The 21,160-nt window shown below is 40.9% G+C and carries 17 protein-coding genes; 2 read left to right on the plus strand and 15 right to left on the minus strand.

Features of this window, described 5'->3' with window-relative positions; genetic code table 11:
- Window positions 1-27: 27 nt before the first annotated feature.
- From ACY8D0_RS15460 to ACY8D0_RS15470, 3 genes are all read right to left on the minus strand, one after another.
- Window positions 28-312 carry a sensor histidine kinase gene (locus ACY8D0_RS15460; protein ID WP_462412472.1) on the minus strand — a complete coding sequence of 95 codons (285 nt, stop codon included), beginning with the start codon at window positions 310-312 and terminating at the stop codon, window positions 28-30.
- Entirely contained in the window at window positions 282-1,763 is a 1,482-nt protein-coding gene (locus ACY8D0_RS15465; protein WP_462411424.1) for a cache domain-containing sensor histidine kinase, read from the minus strand. Before ACY8D0_RS15465 ends, ACY8D0_RS15460 begins: the two co-directional genes overlap by 31 nt.
- Before the next feature lie 239 nt (window positions 1,764-2,002).
- Complete coding sequence (locus ACY8D0_RS15470; RefSeq protein ID WP_462411425.1) at window positions 2,003-3,016, minus strand: ABC transporter substrate-binding protein; 1,014 nt, start codon at window positions 3,014-3,016, stop codon at window positions 2,003-2,005.
- A gap of 799 nt (window positions 3,017-3,815) precedes the next feature.
- On the opposite strand from ACY8D0_RS15470, the gene ACY8D0_RS15475 reads away from it, so the two are divergent.
- A complete protein-coding gene (locus ACY8D0_RS15475) occupies window positions 3,816-4,118 on the plus strand; it encodes a hypothetical protein (protein WP_462411426.1) in 303 nt (100 codons plus the stop codon).
- The gene (locus ACY8D0_RS15480; RefSeq protein WP_462411427.1) at window positions 4,119-4,322 is read left to right on the plus strand and encodes a helix-turn-helix transcriptional regulator; all 204 of its coding nucleotides are present in this window, start codon (window positions 4,119-4,121) and stop codon (window positions 4,320-4,322) included. It abuts the gene before it with no gap.
- Window positions 4,323-4,500: 178 nt separating this feature from the next.
- Here ACY8D0_RS15480 and ACY8D0_RS15485 read toward each other — a convergent pair whose 3' ends face one another.
- The 12 genes from ACY8D0_RS15485 to ACY8D0_RS15540 all read right to left on the minus strand — a co-directional run bounded on the left by ACY8D0_RS15485 (window position 4,501) and on the right by ACY8D0_RS15540 (window position 21,113).
- Window positions 4,501-7,470 (minus strand): family 43 glycosylhydrolase, encoded by a 2,970-nt coding sequence (locus tag ACY8D0_RS15485; RefSeq protein WP_462411428.1) that lies wholly within the window; start codon window positions 7,468-7,470, stop codon window positions 4,501-4,503.
- Between the two features lie 168 nt (window positions 7,471-7,638).
- Window positions 7,639-8,703, minus strand: a complete 1,065-nt coding sequence (locus ACY8D0_RS15490; protein WP_462411429.1) for an FUSC family protein — start codon at window positions 8,701-8,703, stop codon at window positions 7,639-7,641.
- Entirely contained in the window at window positions 8,667-9,584 is a 918-nt protein-coding gene (locus ACY8D0_RS15495; protein WP_462411430.1) for a hypothetical protein, read from the minus strand. Before ACY8D0_RS15495 ends, ACY8D0_RS15490 begins: the two co-directional genes overlap by 37 nt.
- Before the next feature lie 346 nt (window positions 9,585-9,930).
- The gene (locus tag ACY8D0_RS15500) at window positions 9,931-11,523 is read right to left on the minus strand and encodes a DUF1593 domain-containing protein (protein WP_462411431.1); all 1,593 of its coding nucleotides are present in this window, start codon (window positions 11,521-11,523) and stop codon (window positions 9,931-9,933) included.
- Between the two features lie 90 nt (window positions 11,524-11,613).
- Window positions 11,614-12,600, minus strand: a complete 987-nt coding sequence (locus ACY8D0_RS15505; RefSeq protein WP_462411432.1) for an NAD-dependent epimerase/dehydratase family protein — start codon at window positions 12,598-12,600, stop codon at window positions 11,614-11,616.
- 307 nt (window positions 12,601-12,907) lie between these two features.
- Window positions 12,908-14,386, minus strand: a complete 1,479-nt coding sequence (gene glpK, locus ACY8D0_RS15510) for a glycerol kinase GlpK (protein ID WP_462411433.1) — start codon at window positions 14,384-14,386, stop codon at window positions 12,908-12,910.
- Between the two features lie 16 nt (window positions 14,387-14,402).
- A complete protein-coding gene (locus ACY8D0_RS15515) occupies window positions 14,403-15,365 on the minus strand; it encodes a transketolase family protein (protein WP_462411434.1) in 963 nt (320 codons plus the stop codon).
- Window positions 15,362-16,195 (minus strand): transketolase, encoded by an 834-nt coding sequence (locus ACY8D0_RS15520; protein WP_462411435.1) that lies wholly within the window; start codon window positions 16,193-16,195, stop codon window positions 15,362-15,364. The genes ACY8D0_RS15515 and ACY8D0_RS15520 overlap by 4 nt, the downstream gene beginning before the upstream one ends.
- 16 nt (window positions 16,196-16,211) lie before the next feature.
- Window positions 16,212-17,648 (minus strand): L-fucose/L-arabinose isomerase family protein, encoded by a 1,437-nt coding sequence (locus ACY8D0_RS15525; RefSeq protein WP_462411436.1) that lies wholly within the window; start codon window positions 17,646-17,648, stop codon window positions 16,212-16,214.
- 155 nt (window positions 17,649-17,803) lie between these two features.
- The gene (locus tag ACY8D0_RS15530; RefSeq protein ID WP_462411437.1) at window positions 17,804-18,862 is read right to left on the minus strand and encodes an ABC transporter permease; all 1,059 of its coding nucleotides are present in this window, start codon (window positions 18,860-18,862) and stop codon (window positions 17,804-17,806) included.
- Window positions 18,863-18,875: 13 nt separating this feature from the next.
- On the minus strand, window positions 18,876-20,426 hold the full coding sequence (locus ACY8D0_RS15535) for a sugar ABC transporter ATP-binding protein (protein ID WP_462411438.1): 1,551 nt from the start codon (window positions 20,424-20,426) through the stop codon (window positions 18,876-18,878).
- A 15-nt stretch (window positions 20,427-20,441) separates the two neighbouring features.
- Complete coding sequence (locus ACY8D0_RS15540; RefSeq protein ID WP_462411439.1) at window positions 20,442-21,113, minus strand: DUF2291 family protein; 672 nt, start codon at window positions 21,111-21,113, stop codon at window positions 20,442-20,444.
- Between the last annotated feature and the right edge of the window lie 47 nt (window positions 21,114-21,160).

Genomic DNA, 21,160 nt, shown 5'->3' on the forward strand with positions numbered 1-21,160 from the left:
TCATTTATCAACAAAATTGGAAACGCTTTATATTATTACAGGGAGTAATACAATGATTTCTGTCCCAACTTGGTATTCACTTTCTACCCTTATCCCAAAAGGTGCTCCATGTGTCAACTTAATTCGTTCGTTCACATTGTATAAACCATAGCCTTTTTTATGTTCATCACCCATGGTTTCTAACGATTGATTTAATTGATGGAGTTTCTCTTTATCTATCCCCATCCCGGTATCTTTGACAGATAATACAATCCCCTCATTTTCCTGCCTAATCGTAATCGTTATTTTCCCTTTCCCCCGTTTATTTCTAATCCGTGATAAATAGCATTTTCTACAAGCGGCTGCAGCGTAAGTTTCAGAATTTGGTAATGTTTCACTTTTTCATCGAGGTCCATTTCATATTCAATTTTGGATTCATAACGGGTCATCTGAATAATCAAGTAGCTTTTGACATGTTCCATTTCTTCTTCTAAGGTGATAAATTCGTTTCCTTTATTTAAGCCGATCCGGAACAAGGTGGTCAGTGCATTCACCAATTCTACAATTTTATTGGCTTTGTATTCCTGTGCCATCCATTGGATTGTATCGAGTGTATTGTACAAAAAGTGAGGTTTGATTTGCGCCTGCAAAATTTTAAGTTCTGCTTCCCTTTTGCTCTTTTGTTCCTGATAGACCATTTCAATGAGCTTTTCCACTTGCTGGATCATCTTATTGTAACTGATGCCCAGCTGGCCAATTTCATCTTTATATTTTGCCTCGAATCTTAGGTCGAATCTGCCTTCTTCCACTTTTCCCATTAAATTCATGAGTTTCTTTACTGGTTTTGTAATGCTGCTTGCAAAAAACAAGGACATTACAGAGCCCACAATCAAGGTCACAATGGCGATGATGAATGTATAGCCTTGAACTTTTGACACAACCTCCGTTGTTTCGTCTAGCGAGAACACACCCACAATCTTCCAATTGATATCTGGAATGGTGTTATAAATGATTTGGAACTTATGATTATCAATCTCTTTTTCTATCGGCGGTGACTTTTTTTGTGCAATCCAAGAGGGATGAATGTGGTAAACCGTTGAGTTGACAGGAGAGTAGACAACGTTTCCATCTTTGTCTGTTATAAAAATAAATCCACTTTTTCCAATCTTGATCGATTCAATGACGTTTTTAATGAAGTCTAACTTTAAATCAATTAAGATGACCCCAACCACTTCTTTGGTTATTGGATGTTCAACTGCTTTTACAAGGGATAGTACATTATTCACTTGATAGCTATTCTGATTTTTAAGGTTTCTGCCAATCGGATTACTAATGAGATGTAATTTTCCAGGAGCATTGACAGCCTTTTTGTACCATGACTCTTCTGTTAGTGGATCTCTCGAAACTCGAACCATTTCATTACTAACAAATTCGTCATATTGATTCACTAAAGCCGTGCCAGCTATTTCTGGATGGCGTTCCTGATATACTCGTATTTGTTCTTTTACAGCCGTCAACGTATTGGCCGTGTCATTTGGCTGTTCCATAAACTGTTTTACAGAATCTTCGTTTGCTAAATAATACATAATATTATCATTTTCTTGAATCGTCGTTTCAATGGTATTCCATACATGCTCAAGCATCTGGTCCGTATAGGAATTTGCTTGGTCTTCCAATGATTGCTTATAAATATTTCCGCCTAATATATTTAAGGTTGAAATACATAAAATAATGATGACGATAAAGTAGAATAATAGCTTATAGCGGATGCTAACGTTCTTCAAATGGGATAGCATGTTGAATTCTATACGTCTATACCTCCTTTCTGTTCATTCATTAATAATATTAACAAAATTGAATTAATTTTTAAATATTTTTAATATTATAAAATCTCTTTTGCTTGTATTCTGTAAATGTGGCTGTTGATTTCCGTTTCAATCAACAAAGTAAATAAAATCAACATGAGTCTTTATTAAAAAAAAATCGAAATTGTGGGTTCACAATTTCGATTTCTCCGAATCTATTAATATTTTCGTGAAGGTAATGCTTTTTCAGCTGCCTCTTTTCCCGCAAAGAACGTTTCTTCTGTCTTAATCCATTTCTCGATTTCTTTTCCATCTTGTAAATCCAGGGCCGCTTGCACTAGCTGCGGTCCAAGTAATGGATTGCATTCCACGATAATATTCGATTTGCCTGCTGCCACTGCTTCAAATATATCTTTGATACCATCGACTGAGACAATTTTGATGTCTTCTCCAGGTTTTAATCCATACTCTTCAATGGCTTGAATCGCACCGAGTGCCATGTCATCATTGTGTGCATAAACGGCATCGATATTCTTTCCATCTGATTTCAAAAAGGCTTCCATGACTTCTTTTCCTTTTGCCCGGGTAAAATCTCCACTTTGTGTTTTAATAATCTTATAGCTTGGGTTTTCCTTTAGGACATTCGCAAAACCTTTCATCCGGTCATTGGCCGCACTAGACCCAACCGTTCCCTGTAATTCTACGATATTCACTTCTTGATCTTTCCCCATGAGTTTGATTAATTCGTTGGCAGCGGTTTCACCTTCAAGAATAAAATCAGAACCAATAAAGCTTGTATACAGTGACTCATCTTTTACATTAATGGTGCGGTCTAATAAGATAACAGGAATTTTGGCATCCTTCGCTTCCTTCAATACAGTTTCCCATCCAGATTCGACTACAGGAGCTAAGGCAATAACATCTACTTTTTGAGCAATAAAGCTTCTAAGCGCTTTAATTTGATTTTCCTGTTTTTGCTGGGCGTCGGAGAATTTCAATTCAAATCGGGGATCTTTCCCTAAAGTATCTTTGACGGATTCTGTTTCTGCTGTTCTCCAGCCGCTCTCAGCCCCTATTTGCGAGAAGCCTACCACAATTTTTTCATCTTTTTTCCCCTCATCGCTGCTGCCATTACTGCTAGTACTGCTTGAATTACTGTTACAGGCAGCGAGTAATAGAATGAGCATGATGGATGTTATGAAGTACTTAAAATATCTTTTTGTTTTCCTCATTTTTTTCCCTCCAAATGGTTTTATCTCCTTAAGGATACAAAGAAAAGAAATAAATGTATTTATAATAAAACAGTATTATTTGTAATTTTCAGTTTTTACTTTTTAGAAATTTCAAAGGCTCTTTTTTCTTGGCTCTGTTAAATTTTGCTGTTGATATCCGCTCCAGTCGCTCGCTTTCCGCGGGCGTGCCGGGGAGCCTCCTCGGCACTTTTAGCGCCTGCGGGGTTCTCCCCAGCCCCATACTCCCGCAGGAGTCGAGCGCCTTCCGCTCCAATCAACAGAGTTAAAAAAATCAACATTATCGTTTAACAGAGCCTTTTTCTAAAGGATTGTTGCTTTGACTGCTAGGAAGATGTAATAGTGATAAACGACCGTTCGCTTGGAAAAATGACCGGTCCAGTCATTAATAGCCTTTATTAGCGACTGTTCACTCAGAAAAATACCCAGTCCGGTCGTTAATAACCCTTATTAGCTACTGTTCACTCAGAAAAATCACCAGTTCGGTCGTTAATAGCGATTTATTACCGACTGTTCGCTCAAAGAATGTGCCTGAACGGTCGCTTATACATCTTACGGAATCCCCATTATTAGAAGCTACGCTTTATCTTTTATTGGGTATTATTCTTTGATAAACGTGAGTAGGAAAATAACAATATCTACGAAAACAGCCTTTCAAAAAGATTAGTTATTATTTCATAGAAAAATTTTACAATGTAAAAAGTATTTGACATTTTTGAAGCTAATGTTACAATAAAAAGTGTCAAATACTTTTGACATCTTTTATAAGGAGGGAACAAAAATGGATTGGGTTAAAATTGTGTATTCAGGCATATTGTTGGTTTGCGGAATTTTGATGTTTTTTGCACCCTTTTCTCAAAAGGGTGATGAAAGAAGGAAGTTTATCAACACGAAAGCTCAATCATATGCCTTTATCGTCGTTATAGGTATGCTGATTTTAGAAGTGGCAGAGTCAATTTATCTCACTATTCAGGGGAATACTTCTTATAATGGTAATGGATTTTCGCCGATATCGTTTCTGACGGTGATTTCCATTATATATCTGGTAACCTTACTCTTTTACAGGAAAAGATATGGCGATTAAATGAAAAATCAAATTAAGGAATTAAGAAAATCAGCGAAGTTATCCCAGGAAGAGCTGGCTAAACTCTGTAAGGTATCCAGACAAACCATCAATGCAATTGAAAATGATAAATACGACCCTACTTTACAATTAGCGTTTGACATCGCCTCTGCATTGGGTACCACAGTAGATGAGCTTTTCATCAGAGGTTCTGCTAAAAAGTGATAAATTGACCTCCTATCGAGGTCTTTTTTATGCACTCCTCAACAATTTTACACGCTAAATTAGGCATTGGTTCCACCTGATTATTGCAAAAAGAAAAGGTGCTCCAAAAGCTCTGCTTTTGAAACACCTTCCGACGGGAATCTTGGCTCCTAAACCTAGCCTAACAGTCAGTTCATCTTTAATCCAATGACTCTAGCAATGCCTTCATATCCGTATTAAGGATTTCCTTTACATCAGCTGTAATAAATTTATCCATGGCCGGATTGTTTAAATGCTCTTGGAAATCCTTCAATTTCTTAATTGCTTGCTTATCGTGGCCCAAATCGTGCTGATGTTTGGCTTCTTCTAAAGAATTGGTTAATTGACTTGCTAATGGGTGTTGGATGGCACCACTCCCTGTATACTCTCTAACCAGTTGCTGGATTGTTTCCATGCTCGTTGTCACCTCTACTATTAACCTATTAGATTCAATAGTTAAGCCATCTAAGGTAACCTTAACAGAGACCGTTGCCGTTCCAGGATTATGGGCTGTCAATTTACCATCAGCAATCGAGATGACATTGGTGTTGCTGCTCACATATTCGATGCTGGCTTCGCTTAGATCCACTGGCTTTCCATTGCTATCTGTACCGCTAATGGTAAGGGCGGATTGATCGTTTCGATGCAGGGATAATGGCTCCGCCTCCAAGGTAACAGATGCCAAAGCTTGTTTTGTTCGAACGGTTACCAGTGTAGAAACTTTTAGGCCATCAATGGCTGCCGTGATGGTAGCGGTTCCTTCACTTTTGCCCGTTACAACGCCATTCGAATTAATAATGGCCACAGCTGGATTATCGGATTTCCATACGATTGTATTGGTAAAATTCGCTGGCTCGACTGCTGCATGGAGCTGCTTTGTTTCACCTAAATAGACCGTGTGTTTAGGGGCAAGACTTATATTGGCTGCCTTAACAGTTGGAGCAACCGGATTAGGCACATCTGCTTTATACATAGTGATATAATCTACATTCACATTCCCTATGGACCCATTGTCAATACGATAGCTGATCACATTTTTCCCTGCTTGCAAGTTCAACCGTTCCGAAGCGGTAAACCATTCCTCCCAGCTAATCGACGTTTTATCTGGTGTAATAGTTTTTACAAATACCCCATTTACATAAACATTGACTTTGGCTCTTGCAGGCAGCTGAGTCGAAGGATTGTTAGTATATTCACCATTCACTGCTTCCCCGTAGGCATATCTCACCCCGACGATATAATCGCCCGCTTCTTTTGCATTCACCACAAAACTTGCTTCTGCCCCGGATGATTTCGGTAGATTAATATACCCATTTCCTTGATAGTTTTTATACGTTTGTCCTTTTGTGATTCCACCGTAGTGTATCGCGTCTTCTGCCTGATACATGTCTCCTTGCCCTGGATCACCTGAAGGCAGTTCCTGCCAAGCATAAGGAGAAACCGGTTCACCAAAATTAGGTGTCCCATCTTGATTCCAACCAAATTTCTTTATATTGACCTGTCGCCACCAGTTACGTCCTGTATCTTTGTAGACACGTGAATGATAAATCATCCAGTCTTCCATGCCATCAGCCGATTTTACAAACCCAGCTCTAGCAGGTCCCGATACATCACTAGTGGCCACAAAAACATTATTGGTACGGTTCCAAGAGTTTGAATTCAAGATATCTCCGTCTGTATTCATAAAATAGGATAACCGATACCCATTGGATTGATAGTCCCCTTCTGATACCGTGATAAACACCTTTCCATCCCGTTGCAATACTCGAGGACCTTCTCCGCCTCCGCCTGGCAATAACGAACGGTCCGCTTTGATCGTATAAGGGTTTTCCATTGGCGCAATGGCCGGCCCGACTGGTTCTCCGGCGCCTAAAGTACCCCAAACAGCGTATAATTGTCCATTATACTCAAATACGGTAAAGTCGTTCGCTTGTTTAAACTCACCTTTTTCCCCTGTGTAGAGGGCTCCTTTACTCACATACTCACCAAGTGGGTCATCTGAAATGGATTCCAAAACCGTTGCCATATGCCGGTAACCATAATCTTTTAAATCGGCGCAGTAATAGATATACCATTTTCCGTCAAAAAAGAAAATTTCCGGAGCGAAAATACGGGTTTGGGTTCCTTTTGAATCATACACCATTACCTTTTCTCCCTGATCTGTAAGGGTGCGGGATCTCGAGACGTAAACTTTATTATTCGAATCTAAGTTGCTGGAGGAGACAAAGTAATAATAACCATCCTTGTACGTGATAAATGGATCTTGCCCTTGGTATAAGGGGTTGTTAAATTTATCAAAAACTGAAGAGCTGGTGACGCCCATTTCTTTCATGAATTCGGAACGGGTGATGGATAGCGTTTCAGCCTCTTTTATTAATAGGTCTGCCTTATCCCTATCCTCTACATTTTTGTCATCAATCGTGCGAATTAATTCCTCTGCTTTTGCTTTTGCATGATTTAAAGTCTCGATAACACTTCCTGATACTTTGTCAGCGAAGTTCTCTGTCAAATAATCGGCCTTCTGGATTTCAGCTGTTAAATCCCCCTTTTTCTCCTCTATTACCCGATTGATGGGCAAATACAGTGCAGATTCCGGGACAATTTCTCTTTTCTGGCTTGCACTTTCCCATTCCATCCGAAGCCAGGCTCCGCCCCAGCCTTGTAAATATTCGACTTTAATGTCGTAATGTTTTCCGGCTTCTAAATGAATGGGTGCACTGTCCTGTTGGATTTCCCATTTTTGCTGCCAAAAATCAATGACTAATTCCCCATTAATCCATAGTCTAAAACCGTCATCTCCAATCATGTAGAAGGTATAGTCTTCGGAATATTTCGGTACAATCGTACCCGTAAACCGTGCGGTGTTATAATCCGGCGTACCTGAAAACTGATTAAAAATGCTTAAAAAAGAATCACCGTTTAAGTTTGCAATCCTTCTTTCTCCTCGAAAGTCATTGAAATTAAATACGTTGATATCTTCGCGATTATCAGGATTTCGTTCCACTTTAAAAAATTCACCCAGTAACCCATGGCCATCCGTGGTGGGGTCTGCTGCATGACTCTTGATGGGCTGACTAAACATGCCAGCTATGAGAAAAATAGTCATGAAGATACCTAACACTCTTTTCATATCTGTTCCTCCTTAAGATATTGGACTATCTTAAGCTTACAGATATTGAAAAAGATTGTATTTATAATAAAAAGGAAATATTTATAATTTTCAGGTTTGAATTCCAAATGAATGAAGAGCCTATCTGGTATACCCCCAAGGGCCACCCTGTATTCACCAGCCTTTGATTTAAAAAGAGGCTCTTTCATCCATTTGAAGCGATTTTTGCAAGGATATCAACTCATGCTGGATGTTTGGAAACCCGTTAATTTCGGGAACGGGTTTTATGGCGGGTGACTTTTTTCGATTGGCGGCATTCGCCATCGTTTCACAAACGTAAAGCAGTTGAGAAAGAGTTTGATCTGATAAAATTGGGCGATCTTCATTTCTTGAACAATTTTCCAGCAAATATCCTAAATGCTCTATGGAAAATACGACTGGCCAGTAATATTCTAGTGCTTGTTTATCTACTGGAATCTCACCAGAAGCTGTAGCATAAAGTGTTTTTAAATTATTGATGTTCGTCCGCATTTTCATGACTTCTCTGCTTTTTCTTGCCTGAAATCCTGTTCCTTGGTCAGAAAAAAGAATGAATAAAAGCTGCGCCTGACTTCGAATCGTTTTGGTTATTAGATGCGGGAGCCGACTAGAGGCAGACTGTCTTCCTACGAAAAATACTCCTATTAAACCAATGATACTACCGATTATGATATCCATTAATCTGGCGGATGCAAAATACGTAAAGGTAAAGCTTCCATGACTCGTGCTTTCCGCCATAAGCAAGGCATTCGGCGTAAAGAACAGCGCAGCAAGCCCATAATTTTTTACAATAAACAGCTCTGTTATAAACGTTAAAAGCATTATAAAGACAACAATCTTGTATCCTGAAGGGTGAGCCATCAGAATTAGACTTGCAATCAATATCCCTAGGATGGTACCAAATGCTCGTTGAATCGCACGATGATAGGTAGCGACAATCGTAGAGCCTGACATCACCGCTACACAGGATAACGGTACCCAAAACGGCCGGGTGAATTCAAACTGATACGCAATCATCGCAGCGATAATGGTGACAAAACCAAACCGAATAGCTGTAATAAAAACAATGGAGTTTTTATCAAAGGCCCCCATAAATATAGTACTAAGTGATCGTTTGGAAATGAGAATCTCTTGATTAATCTTTGATGTAGGTTCATTCATGATCGCATCCGCATCGGTCATTTGTTTGAATAACTGTAGAACGGATTCATCCATCTCTTCCGGTAAAAGGTTTTGTATGGAACAGTTACATTCATATTTTTTAAATCAAGCGAATGAGCGATTCCCTGAAAAAAACCCCTTAATTGTGATGGCAATTTTACGTTGGTTTTTGAAAAGTTTTCAAGGACATACAAAAAAATGGTATTGGCATGATTATTTAAAAGGACTAACCGGTTAAAAATGTCCGTATTTTTCCAAGGTATATATCCCACTGCCAGTGTTTCTTCTGCTTCCTTCAAGCTTGACATGACTTTATGTCTTGACTCATGATAGTTTTCTGTACCAACAGATTCAAGAAACTCAGCAAATTCTGCATATACTTTTTTCACTACACCTGTTTCCGGCCCATAAGGATTAAAAAAACAACCAATCATGGCAACCCCAAACGAAAATGTCCCTCCTAGAAATACGAGGCCGGCACGCAGCCAAACCAGTTCTGGATGAACCGGCATACCCGTTGTCATGGCAAAAACTAATACGAAAAAAATCGCAGAAGGCCCGGTAATTTTTAAAGCTCCAAAAATAAAAATAGCTACTGCTCCAATAATTCCCATTAAAATCGCGACTGCAAACGGGTAAGGGGCAGCAAGGGTCCCTAAACAAGAGACCAACATCATTCCTAGTATGACAAAAAATAGCTTTTTGGCTCTTTGGGCATAAGGGATATTAAATACATAAAGATAGGTAAAGCCCCCCATTCCAGCGATCAACCCATATTCGAGATTCCCTAATACTAATCCAATCATGACCGGCAAAGAAGCAGCTATTCCAGCACAAAACGCCTTTACCCACGGAAACGGCTTTCTATTAACCATCAATGCCTGTTTGATAATGGATGGAGATTTGTGGGTGACGGATTTAGGTGTTTCATTCATTCCAATTGCTCCTTTTTAACATCATTTGAATGGTGCCATGGGGATGGTTCTTCTGGCGTATGAGGAGCCGTGAAAACTGCAGCCATGATTTACATTCCCTTCTTACCTTGTCTTCATATTTTTTCCGTGCAGATTCTATTTTACAACTACTTTATTCTTCCCCATTTTTTAAAAAATCAGGGCTCACTACCTTTATCTTTACGTCCTCAATATCTTCGGTGATTAGATTACTTGAAGGTATGCTTATTTGTTATTTAGGGTTTACACTTTCATGCTGAATGTAACAAAAAAAATAGCTCACACTGATCCTTTCAATAGAGTAGGTGTGAGCTATTTTTAAAGTTTTTTATTTGACTGTTAAAATAACCCGTTGGTAATGTTTCAACCCATGTGCTCCGTTATCTTGTACTTCTGCAATGATATGGATGGTATCCCCTGATTTCGCATCTTTTGGAACGGTAAAGCTAACGGTATTGGTATCGCTGCCTTCCAAAGGAATACTATCGGTCACTTCACCGTCTGCCAATTCTCGGTGAAGCCCCAGAAAACTTGAAGTGGTTTCTTTCGGAGGAACCTTTGAATCTTCATACGTATCGGCTTCAAAGTATCTCCACCATTTATACATTAATTCATCTCCATCTGGATCTTTGCCTTTCGCGTGAAGGGTTATTTTTTCTCCTTTTTTCACCTTTAGGTCTAAGCCCTCTTTTATTGAAAGAGTAGGGTTATGGTTGGCATCTTTGTATTTTGATGCCGTCACCCAATCCGCACGGGCGGCAAAATCATCTTGCATATCATCAAACCAGCGCATTAAGGAATATTCTGATTCATAGCGGTTTTTATAAGGATCAAAATCGAGAACGGTATTTTGGGAAAGGTTATTATTTACCTCGCCAAACCGTCCGCCCCAACCTCCATAGGATGGGTTTTCCATACTTCTTAATCCATTATCGACCAAGTATAAAAAGGATGGTGAATCCCCCTCGGAAATAAAATCATACCGGTTATATTGTGTATGGCTATTTAAGTAATCCTCACTTCCGCGTTGTTCATTGGGTAACTCACCAGCGAGGATTTTACCATCTCCCATTAAAGCATATAAATCCATCAAGGTGCCATGGCCGTGTTGGATATTTTCATAATTCCATGCACCTTGAAGCCTGCTGTTTACTTGGCTGGGATTCGACGTCCATGCATAAGCGAAATGCCAAAAATTTGAACGGTCATTGATTATTCTTATACCCGGCCAGTTCTGGGCAATATACGATTCATAACTAGTATCTTGGTTCAAGATAATATAAATGACTAATTTATCGCTGACTCTTTTCTTAATATCCGCCCATTGAGGAGTATTTTCGTATTCTTCTTGTATCGACTTTAAGGCCCGGGCTGTCGTATTGGTGCCGCCCCATGTTTGGACATATAAATCAGAATCATCTTTATCTAAAAATAGTTTCTTTAAAAATTCCGATCCATCCGTTACTTTTTCCATTTCCCCCGGAGATGAAATATTTCCAATTTTGGTGACGCTGCGGAGATATTCTGCGGATGGAAAACCCTTAGCATGCTTAATTAGGTTGGGATAGGCTTCCTTATAAGCGTTCAGATAATTTGTTAACCATTCAGTCCCTGTCCATCTAAAGGGTTCAATCCCCTTTTCTGCATCCCCCGCATAATGGTACACCGAACTGCTAAGGACAATTCCTTTGATGTCCATTTCATTGGAATACAAAAGGGCCCGGATCATCGAGTTCATATCATCCACTTCACCGTCTGTTGTAATGACCGTTCTGGCTTTAGAGGTTTTGTTATTCTGGCTTACCTCAGCCTTTTCACTTTTATCATTCACAACTGCATCCTGATTTTGATTAGAAAAACCTGTTCCGAAAAATACACTTCCTAACAAAAAAGCGCTAACAACCAACGGCCTTTTTTTCATCTAATTGCCTCCTCGAATATTAAGAATAGAAAATTATCCTGGTACCATTCCGAACATGATGTACATTTTTAATCGTAATATTTATTAAAACTAGTTTACTGCGGCCAGTTGAATAAAAATTTCTTCTTCCATATCGTCTTCGGAAACGATATCTCCATTTTCAACATTCTCAATATAACCCGCTATACCACTATGAATATTGGTTTCCCATTGGAACTCAGGAAAATCGCTGCTGAATGTTTCTAGTGAATACACCAATTGAAATCTAGTGAGTTCAAAAAAGAGACTGGATTGGATGTCCACATCGGTTAAACCTAGCAACGTTTCGGCAGGAATATGAACGATATTAGCCTTCTTTCCAAGTGCCTTGGCAATCAATTGAACATATTCATCCTGATTCATCACATTTGGGCTTCCGCAGTTATAGATTTTTCCATAAGACCGCTTTTCTCCAGCAAGATAGGCAATCATTCGCCCGGTATCTCTAGCATCACTTGGCTGCATGAGTGTAGTTCCATCACCCGGGACGATCACAGGTTGATCTGCTTTGATTCTATTAATCATTGAGGCTGCGTTTCGGCTAAAGATGGAAAGTAAAAAATGTGGTCCAAGGGAGTAAAGGGGTCTTACAATCGTAACAGGGAATTTCTCTTCATCATGATAAGATAGAAAGAGTTCTTCACATTCCTGTTTCTGCTTCGCATATTCCGATACTGCTGGATTATTTGGTTCTTCTTCAGATGCTGGGAGTTTTTTTAAAGGATAACCATACGTATCTACTGTGCTGACAAAAATAAAGTGTTTGACTTTAGAGTGGGAGAGTTCAATCATTTGTTTTGCTTGCTCTTTCGTAAAGCAAAAGTAATCGATTATGACTTCCGGGGTAAATTCATCCATCACCTCCTTTAAAGATTGCTCATTATTGCGATCCCCTATATAATTCTTTATCCCATGCTTTGGTTGTAAATTCGTTTTCCTTCTATTAAATATGGCCACTTCATGCTTTCTCGAAAGCAATTCATCAACCGTATGGGAAGAAATGGTGCCGGTACCACCTATGATTAGAATCTTTGTCAACATCATCATATCCTTTCATATTAAATAAAGGCAGTGTAAAACTTGGCTGTTGATTTCCCCTCCAGGCGCTTCGCTTTCCGCGGGCGTGCCGGGGAGCCTCCTCGGCGCTTTTAGCGCCTGCGGGGTCTCCCCAGCCCCGTACTCCCGCAGGAGTCTTCGCGCCTTCCGCTCCAATCAACAGGTTACAAAATTCAACATTCCCCTTTAACACAATTTAAATAATAGAAAGAGATACTAGCTTACCAAAAAGGCAAATGAACACTTTTTAGTTTTGACGCTAGTATCCCTTCTAATGGTTTGTTATCGGTTATACTAAAATGCTATTCACGGCATTTTTCCATGCTGTATAATACCCACTTCTTTCCTCTTTAGCCATAGTAGGTTCATATTCAATTGCGTTTTGATTAAGCTTGGAAATATCCTCAAAGGAATTCCAGATCCCGAATCCCAAGCCAGCTAAATAAACGGATCCCAAAGCGGATAATTCCGATACCTCGGAAACCCTGACCTTTGTTTCCAGCATATCCGCTAAAAATTGCATAAGGAACCGATTGGACGTTGCTCCGCCATCCACATTTAATACAGATATTTTATTTTGGGTTTCCGCTTCAATCAGTTCTATGACATCTTTTACCTGATAAACCATACTTTCCAATGCCGCTCTAACAATATGGGCCTTTTTCGTGCTGCGATTCATTCCCACAATGGCAGCACGTGTATCCGGACTCCAATACGGGGCTCCCAATCCGACGAAGGCCGGAATTAAATAAACCCCGCCATTATCATTTACAGAAACGGCTAATGGCTCGAGCTGCTCCACATATCGAATGAGTTCCAGATCGTCCTGAAGCCATTTGATAATATCCCCCGTCGTTCGAATGATCCCCTCAAGGGCAAATGCGGCCTTTCCGCCAATCCCCCAAGCTAAGGAGGTTACTAACCCATGGGAGCCTTCTACAAGTTCCTCCGTTTGCACTAATACAGAAGTTCCTGTGCCAAAAGTGGCTTTGGCCATCCCTTTATGAAAGCATTTTTGCCCAAATAAGGCCCCTTGAGAATCCCCAATCACACCGGAAATAGGCAGACTGATTGACAGTTCCTCAAAGTCTGTATGTCCAAAAATATCCGCTGAATTTTTCACCTCCGGCAGCATCCCTTTACTGACACTGAACAGCTCTACTAGCTCCTCATCCCAAGTTAAGGAATGAATATTATAAAGAAGCGTCCGGCTTGCATTCGTATAATCGGTGGCGTGGACTTTTTTCCCTGTCAACTTCCAAATTAACCAGCTGTCGATCGTGCCTAGAAGGAGCTTTCCCTCTTTCGCCTTCTCCGCTGCCCCTTGCACATTTTCGAAAATCCATTTCACTTTTGTGGCAGAAAAATAGGGATCAAGCGTCAATCCAGTTTTTGATTCTATGATTTTTTCATAGCCTTGACCTTTGAGCTCCTTACACAGTTGGGCGGTTCTTTGACATTGCCATACAATGGCATTATAAACAGGCTCACCCGTCTGTTGATCCCAAACAACAATGGTTTCCCTTTGATTGGTGATCGATAAACCCTTTAGTTCGTTCCGGCTCACCCCAGAAAACTGAATTGCATTGTCAATCAGTTCTTTGACGTTTTGGTAGATTTCCATCGGGTCATGTTCCACCCATCCCGGCTGCGGGTAAATTTGCCGATGGGATTTTGATTTTTTATATATGATGTTCCCTTCCGAATTCACCATTAATACCTTGGTTCCAGACGTGCTTTGGTCTATTGATAAGATATACTCGGACATAAAGGCACCTCTTCCACTAGAGGCCCAGCTGTTTGGCTATCTTGATCACGTTCTTCACACTTAGACCATAATGTTCAAATACTTCGGCGCTTTTTCCTGTGATGGCCGGTTCATCGGGAATCCCTAAAATTTTTACCCGTACCGGACAATGCTGGGATACCACTTCCGCCACGGCAGAACCCAATCCACCGTAAATACTATGTTCTTCCATCGTAATGATGCGGCCGGTCTCTTCTGCCGCCTTTATGATTGCTTCTTCATCCAATGGTTTAATGGTGTGCATATTCAAGACCCTGCAGCGAATCCCCCCGTTATCTAATGCTTCTGCCGCATCTAACGCAACCCTTACTGTTTCGCCTGTTGCAATAATGGTTAAATCACTGCCTTCCCGCATCGTGACTGCCTTGCCAATCTCAAAATCATAATCACTAGATAAATAGGAATCTTCCACAGGATTGCGTCCGATTCGAAGATACACCGGGACATCATAATCCACAAGGGCTTCGATCATGTTTTTCGTTTCATGACGATCAGCGGGCATCATCACATGCAAACCAGGAATGGCCCGCGTTACCGCAAGGTCCTGCAACGAATGGTGGGACATCCCCAACGCACCATAGCTTACACCGCCGCTAATGCCAATTAATTTGACATTGGTCCTTGAATAGGCGACATCGACTTTTATTTGCTCGATACTTCTCATACTTAAAAAACAGGCAGGTGAAGCCACAAATGGGATTTTTCCGGACGCCGCTAAACCGGCGGCAATCCCAACGAGATTTTGTTCCGCAATCCCTACTTCCACTAATTGTTGAGGCAGTTCTTTTCCAAAAGGAACTAACGAAGCAGAACCCCGGGAATCACTTGTCAGCACGATAATGTCTTTATTATGTTTGGCCATATCTAATAATGTTTCGCTCATCACCGTCCGATTCGCCACTTTATTGCCGGCTACCTTTTTCAGAGCCACATTGTTCATGCTAAAACCTCCAATTGCTTTGAAAGTTCCTCGATAGCAAGGTCATATTCTTCCTTTGTGGGGACCCGATGATGCCAGCCGACCATGTTCTCTGCGAAGGGGATTCCCTTCCCTTTCACCGTATTGGCTAAAATCAGGGTAGGCTTATCAGGAGTTTGGGGAATATTTTTCAAAGCATGGACCAATTCCTCCATGTTATTCCCGTCCACTACTACAACTTCCCACCCGAAACTTTTCCATTTTTCATCCAATGGCTCGTTAGACATGACATCCATGGTGCTTCCCGTAATCTGTAAATGGTTACAATCCACAATTCCCACTAGATTGTCTAACTTATAGTGAGCTGCCGACATCGCCGCTTCCCAAATCGACCCTTCTGCCTGCTCACCGTCTCCCATAAGGGTATACACCTTATACGATTTGCCGTCCATTTTCGCGGCCAAAGCCATTCCAACGGAAATCGATAATCCATGCCCCAATGCGCCCGTATTCATTTCAACACCTGGAACCTTGTTATTGGGATGCCCAATTAAACGTGATTGAAATTGCGAAAAGGTTTTTAACTCTTCTTTTGGAAAAAACCCTTTATCCGCCAAAACCGCCCAATACGATTCCACCGCATGACCTTTACTCTGAATATACCGGTCGCGATCTTCCCATTTGGGATTGCTAGGGTCGACATTCATGACGTCGTAATAGAGGGCTGTCAGGATATCGGTGTTCGACAAGGAGGAACCGGTATGACCAGTTCCTGCTTCAACGACCATTTTTAACAAATCCATCCGGATCTCAATTGCTTTTCTTTTTAAAAAAGTAATGTCTGCCACCATAAACTCCTCCTTGGGTTTATTGATTCACATCACTGCCGCGCAGCCAGGCCCTTATTTCACTTTCAGTCGGGTCAACAGGGTCAGGATTTAAGCCGGGAATATACTGGCATGCTTCGTATAATACAGGAATCACATTCGCATGAATGCCGACGGAATGATGGATATACGGTCCTTTGACCAAAGTTTCTTCCCATAATGGCCAGTCATTGACTTCAATCCATACATATGAGCCTCTTGAATACGGGCCTTCAATCCCCTTTGCCTGCCCAAGGAAAAGGGAATATTCCCCATGATCTCCGTCAAAACGGGCAATCGTCATTTTACCGCCCTTGATTTCCCCCTCATGAGTTCCGGGAGAATGATCTTCAAATAAAAAGTGCTTTCTGAGTTTTGGCTTATTTTCAACACTTAATGACACCGGAAAGTTGCCACAGTGGAATAAAAGCTCGCCATTGGGATTTTCCGGATGCCGAATGGTGATATCCGCAAAAAAGGTTGGCATCGTGTTTAGCGTTGCTGCTTGAACCATAATAGAAGTGATAGCCCCATGGATATCGGTTTCACATGTGACAGGTATTTGTTCATCCGTTAAAATGGCGTTGGCCAAACAAGGCATAATCCCAATAATATCCTGCAACGACGACCAGCATTGGATGGCAATGGCCGTACTTCCGGTTTCTTTCGCATATTGCTTCATCGCCACTTTTAAGGAAGCAATCCTCCTGATATGCTCTTCCCCGACTTCACTCCAGTCAAGCGTATCTTTGATATATTGAATCGCATCCAACAGTTCCTTGGAATCTGTTTTTTCTACTTTTAACGTGACCTTCTTGAGTTCATCGAGAGTAATTGGATGAATCTGAATCCCGAATCTTTCTAACAGCTCGCCTTCATTACAAATGACGGACCAGAAGTCAGAGGGCCTAGTGGAAATTTGCAGGATCCGCAAATTTTTAAAATGCTTCACCACATTCGCTGCCCCGATAAAATTCTTAAAGCCTCTTTCAAAAACGACAGAATCTACTGAACTATTGGTTATATAGGTAAACGGAACATTGAATCTCCTTAAAACTTTCCCTGTGGCAAATAACCCGCATTGGGTATCGCGTAAACGCATGCCATTTTCTAATGGGGCCTCATCTCTAGGTCCCCAAAGTAAAACCGGCTTCCCGATTGCCTTTGCGACTCTGGCAACCAAGTCCTCCGTCCCAAAGTTCACATGGGGGAAAAACAGCGCATCTACGTTCGCATCTTGGAACCTTTTAATGACCGCCGCTTCTTCCAATCTCTCAAAGAGAAGGCCTTCCTCATTGATTCCATCTAAATCAACGATTTCGATATCCATATCAAAACTATCGATTTTCTCTTTAATTAAATTCTTATATTTATACGCGTCCTCCTTACTAAAAACAAAGCGTCTTGTTGGAGCAAATCCTAGTTTCAAACGATCCATCCTCATTTCCTCCCTTTTTCATTGAAAGCTAATCTAATACCCAATCCACCGGCATATAAAAATATTTATCTGACAAACTAAATTTGTTTATTGATTTCTCAAAAAAAATATGAGAAATAAAATGTTTTAGAACTCCTTTTTACTATAGTTATTTCTTAAGCATGTTGTTGGAGTGCCATCTTATTTTGAGTTCTACCTTGTATTTGGTCCACAATGACAGCTAAGACAATGACCGCTCCTGTAATCACCATTTGCCAAAATTCCGATACGCCCATCATGACCATTCCATCACTTAATACACCGATAACAAATGCACCCATAATCGTTCCGCCAATACTGCCTCTGCCTCCAGAAAGTGATGTTCCTCCTAATACGGTCGCAGCAATTGCATTCAGTTCCCAACTTTCCCCCGTTGCAGGGTGGGCAGCACCTAACTGTGAAGCCACAATCAGCCCTACCATGGCCGCACAAAGTCCCGAAATCATATAAACAATCAATTTAATCCGCTTAACTCGGATACCCGAAATTTCTGCCGCTTTTTCATTGCCGCCTACGGCAAAAATATGCCCGCCTAGAGGAGTCTTTTTAAAAATGTAGATGGCGATGACCCCGACAATAATCATGGCCCAAATAGAAAACGGTATGCCTAAGATACTGCCAGATCCGAGGTAAGAAAAGCCTGTGTTTCCAAGTTCGGGGCTTCCACTTAAATCAGGAAACGTTTTTCCATCCGATCGTAATAAGGCCATTCCCCGGGCCACATACAGTAACCCTAATGTTGCAATAAAGGGCGGGACATTAAACTTTGTAATTAAAAAGCCATTAATGAAGCCTATGAAAACGCCAAATAAAAGCGTTAATACGATGACGTTAAAGATGTTAAAATAAATCGTCACTCCTAATGGATTGATCACGAGCCCCTGATAAATCAGACCTCCGGCAATCATTCCCGATAGACCTACGATGGAACCTACTGATAAATCAATCCCGCCCGTTACAATCACGAATGTCATGCCAATTCCTAAAAGAGCATATAAAACCACATGCTTTGTCACAATGGTTAAATTGGCAGGCTCCATAAACTCCGGCATCAGAATACCAAACACGATCAGCAGTACGATTAAAGCGATAAAAGTCCTCGCCTTTAGGAAAATCATTTTAAAGGATAAACTTTTATCTACTTTCACTTTTTCCGTGTTTTTTACGATTTCCATCTCTCTCCACCTCCTAGAACACTTCTTTCATTTCTTGAGCACAGGCTGTTGCACTAGTCGTCGCTGCTTTCATTAACGATTCCTCTGTTACTTCTTCCGCTTGAAATTCCCCTGTTAATCTCCCTTTGGAGAGCACGATGACTCGATCGGATGCCCCAATGATCTCATTTAATTCCGAAGAGACTAAGATGACCCCAAGACCTTGTTCCGCCAAATTGTTGATAATCTCAAACACATCACTTTTTGCTGAGACATCAATCCCTCTTGTTGGTTCATCTAAAAGTAAGATTTTGGGATTCGTCAGGACTGCTTTTCCAATTACGACCTTCTGTTGATTCCCGCCACTTAGGGAGCCAATGGGCAATTTCGGGTTCGACACTTTGATATAAAAGTCGTTGATAGTCTTCTTTACAGCACTATCCGTTCTTTTCTTTTCAAGGTGAAACCATTTGGCATAATTTTTTAAACTCGATAGGGTTAGATTTTTCTCTACCGAAAGCGTTTGGACCAGTCCTTCTCGCTGACGGTCTTCAGGGATATGGGCGAAGCCTAATTCAATTTGCTTCGCGGCAGATTTAGGATGGATGGGTCTTCCTTCAAATTCCACCCCGCCCTTAAGGCCCTTGTGTAAGCCCATTAAACATTCTAAAAGTTCTGTTCGGCCGGAACCTAGTAAGCCAAAGATGCCCAGTACTTCCCCTTTGCGAAGGGAAAAGGAAATATTTTCAAGTATATTTTCCGGCTCCCCAGGAAGCATGAGATCCGTTACTTCAAGAATTTTGTCTCCAATTTTTTTACTTTTTGATTTTATGATTTTCTTACCTTCATGTCCGACCATATTTCTTACAATCCATGGGAGATCAATGGAGTTCACTTCTGCATTTGCCACAATATGTCCGTCTCTTAATATCGTGACATGGTCTCCTATTTCCATAATTTCTTCCATTCGGTGGGAGATGTAAACAATCGCAATCCCCTGTTGTTTTAATTCTTGTATCAGCTTGAATAACACTCTTACTTCCGCACCACTTAGTGATGAGGTGGGCTCATCCATGATTAAAATATGTAATTCTTTTTGTACCATCGTTTTGGCAATTTCGATAATTTGCTGCTGCCCAACCCTTAGGTCCCCCACAATCGTGCTTGGGTCGATCGACTGCTCTAGTTTTTTTAAGATTTCACTGGTGTGTTTCACCTGTTCTTTCGAATCCACCATTCCATATTTCGTTTTTTCTCTCGCCATAAAGATGTTCTGTGCAACGGTTAGATTGGGAAACAAATTTAGTTCCTGGTGAATAATCGCAATTCCTTGATCGGCAGCCTCTCTGGTATTCGCAAATCTTACTTCTTCACCATTAAGAAGAATCGTCCCTTCTGTAGGCTGTTCCACACCCGCGATAATTTTCATTAAGGTAGACTTCCCTGCCCCGTTCTCGCCAATCAATACATTGACTTTTCCACGGTGTAATTGGAAATCAACATGGTTAAGGGCGATCGTCCCAGGATATATTTTGGTAATATTTCTAGCCTCAAGACATATGTCCGTTTTGGTAGGTGTCGTCATGGTATTCCCTCCTGTCTACTTTTGCTGCGCAATCACAGGCGTGAGAATTTTAGCTGAATCATTGGCTGTCATGACTCCGGTGAAGTCAATGGTTGCACCTGGAGTGAATTGCAGGGATTTAAGCTGTGTATTATAGCTTTTTTGATTGTAAGCGTCCGCTACTTGTGACCATTCGATCTGGTTTTTGAAATCGTCAAATTTCATATAATCAAGAACATCTCTTATGGCCGTTCCATTAATGACAGGGCCGATTTGCATAAAGATATCTTCTTTTCCGTCGAAAGGTTCAATATCTAGCGTAACCCGGCCTGTCCTTGATTGATTCTGGACTTGTATCACCTTTCCTGAACCTTTGACAATAAAACTCCAAGAAACGGTATTTTTCTTGCCTAAGGTTCCCCCAGCCGTTTCGACGCCATCTTTCGTAATCGCTTCTATTACGGTTGTGACATCTTTGGCGTTATCTTGTATAAAAGGAAGAACTTTGCTATCCCATGATTCATCCGCATAGTTACTTGCGTTAAAGTCAGTCGTGACACTGCTTTTACCAGCCAATTTATTTTTTAAATTCTCATCAATTTTTACGACCTTGCTTCCCAATAGCAAGGAAATGGCAAACAAAATAACCAATAAGCCCGAAAGGATCACCGAAAGTTTATTCTTAACGACTGGCTGTTTTACGTTCATCCCTTTCAACTCCGTGAACTAAATTTTTCGCTATTGTTTTACCAGAA

Source organism: Neobacillus camarae, from assembly GCF_054950115.1.

Excerpts from the sequence above, each read along its gene's own strand:
- ACY8D0_RS15480 (WP_462411427.1), top strand. The coding sequence starts at position 4,119 with ATGAAAAATCAAATTAAGGAATTAAGAAAATCAGCGAAGTTATCCCAG.
- ACY8D0_RS15535 (WP_462411438.1), bottom strand. The coding sequence starts at position 20,426 with ATGACGACACCTACCAAAACGGACATATGTCTTGAGGCTAGAAATATT.
- ACY8D0_RS15540 (WP_462411439.1), bottom strand. The coding sequence starts at position 21,113 with ATGAACGTAAAACAGCCAGTCGTTAAGAATAAACTTTCGGTGATCCTT.
- ACY8D0_RS15495 (WP_462411430.1), bottom strand. The coding sequence starts at position 9,584 with ATGAATGAAACACCTAAATCCGTCACCCACAAATCTCCATCCATTATC.
- ACY8D0_RS15470 (WP_462411425.1), bottom strand. The coding sequence starts at position 3,016 with ATGAGGAAAACAAAAAGATATTTTAAGTACTTCATAACATCCATCATG.
- ACY8D0_RS15530 (WP_462411437.1), bottom strand. The coding sequence starts at position 18,862 with ATGGAAATCGTAAAAAACACGGAAAAAGTGAAAGTAGATAAAAGTTTA.
- ACY8D0_RS15520 (WP_462411435.1), bottom strand. The coding sequence starts at position 16,195 with ATGGTGGCAGACATTACTTTTTTAAAAAGAAAAGCAATTGAGATCCGG.
- ACY8D0_RS15525 (WP_462411436.1), bottom strand. The coding sequence starts at position 17,648 with ATGGATCGTTTGAAACTAGGATTTGCTCCAACAAGACGCTTTGTTTTT.
- ACY8D0_RS15490 (WP_462411429.1), bottom strand. The coding sequence starts at position 8,703 with ATGGATGAATCCGTTCTACAGTTATTCAAACAAATGACCGATGCGGAT.
- glpK (WP_462411433.1), bottom strand. The coding sequence starts at position 14,386 with ATGTCCGAGTATATCTTATCAATAGACCAAAGCACGTCTGGAACCAAG.
- ACY8D0_RS15485 (WP_462411428.1), bottom strand. The coding sequence starts at position 7,470 with ATGAAAAGAGTGTTAGGTATCTTCATGACTATTTTTCTCATAGCTGGC.
- ACY8D0_RS15500 (WP_462411431.1), bottom strand. The coding sequence starts at position 11,523 with ATGAAAAAAAGGCCGTTGGTTGTTAGCGCTTTTTTGTTAGGAAGTGTA.
- ACY8D0_RS15475 (WP_462411426.1), top strand. The coding sequence starts at position 3,816 with ATGGATTGGGTTAAAATTGTGTATTCAGGCATATTGTTGGTTTGCGGA.
- ACY8D0_RS15515 (WP_462411434.1), bottom strand. The coding sequence starts at position 15,365 with ATGAACAATGTGGCTCTGAAAAAGGTAGCCGGCAATAAAGTGGCGAAT.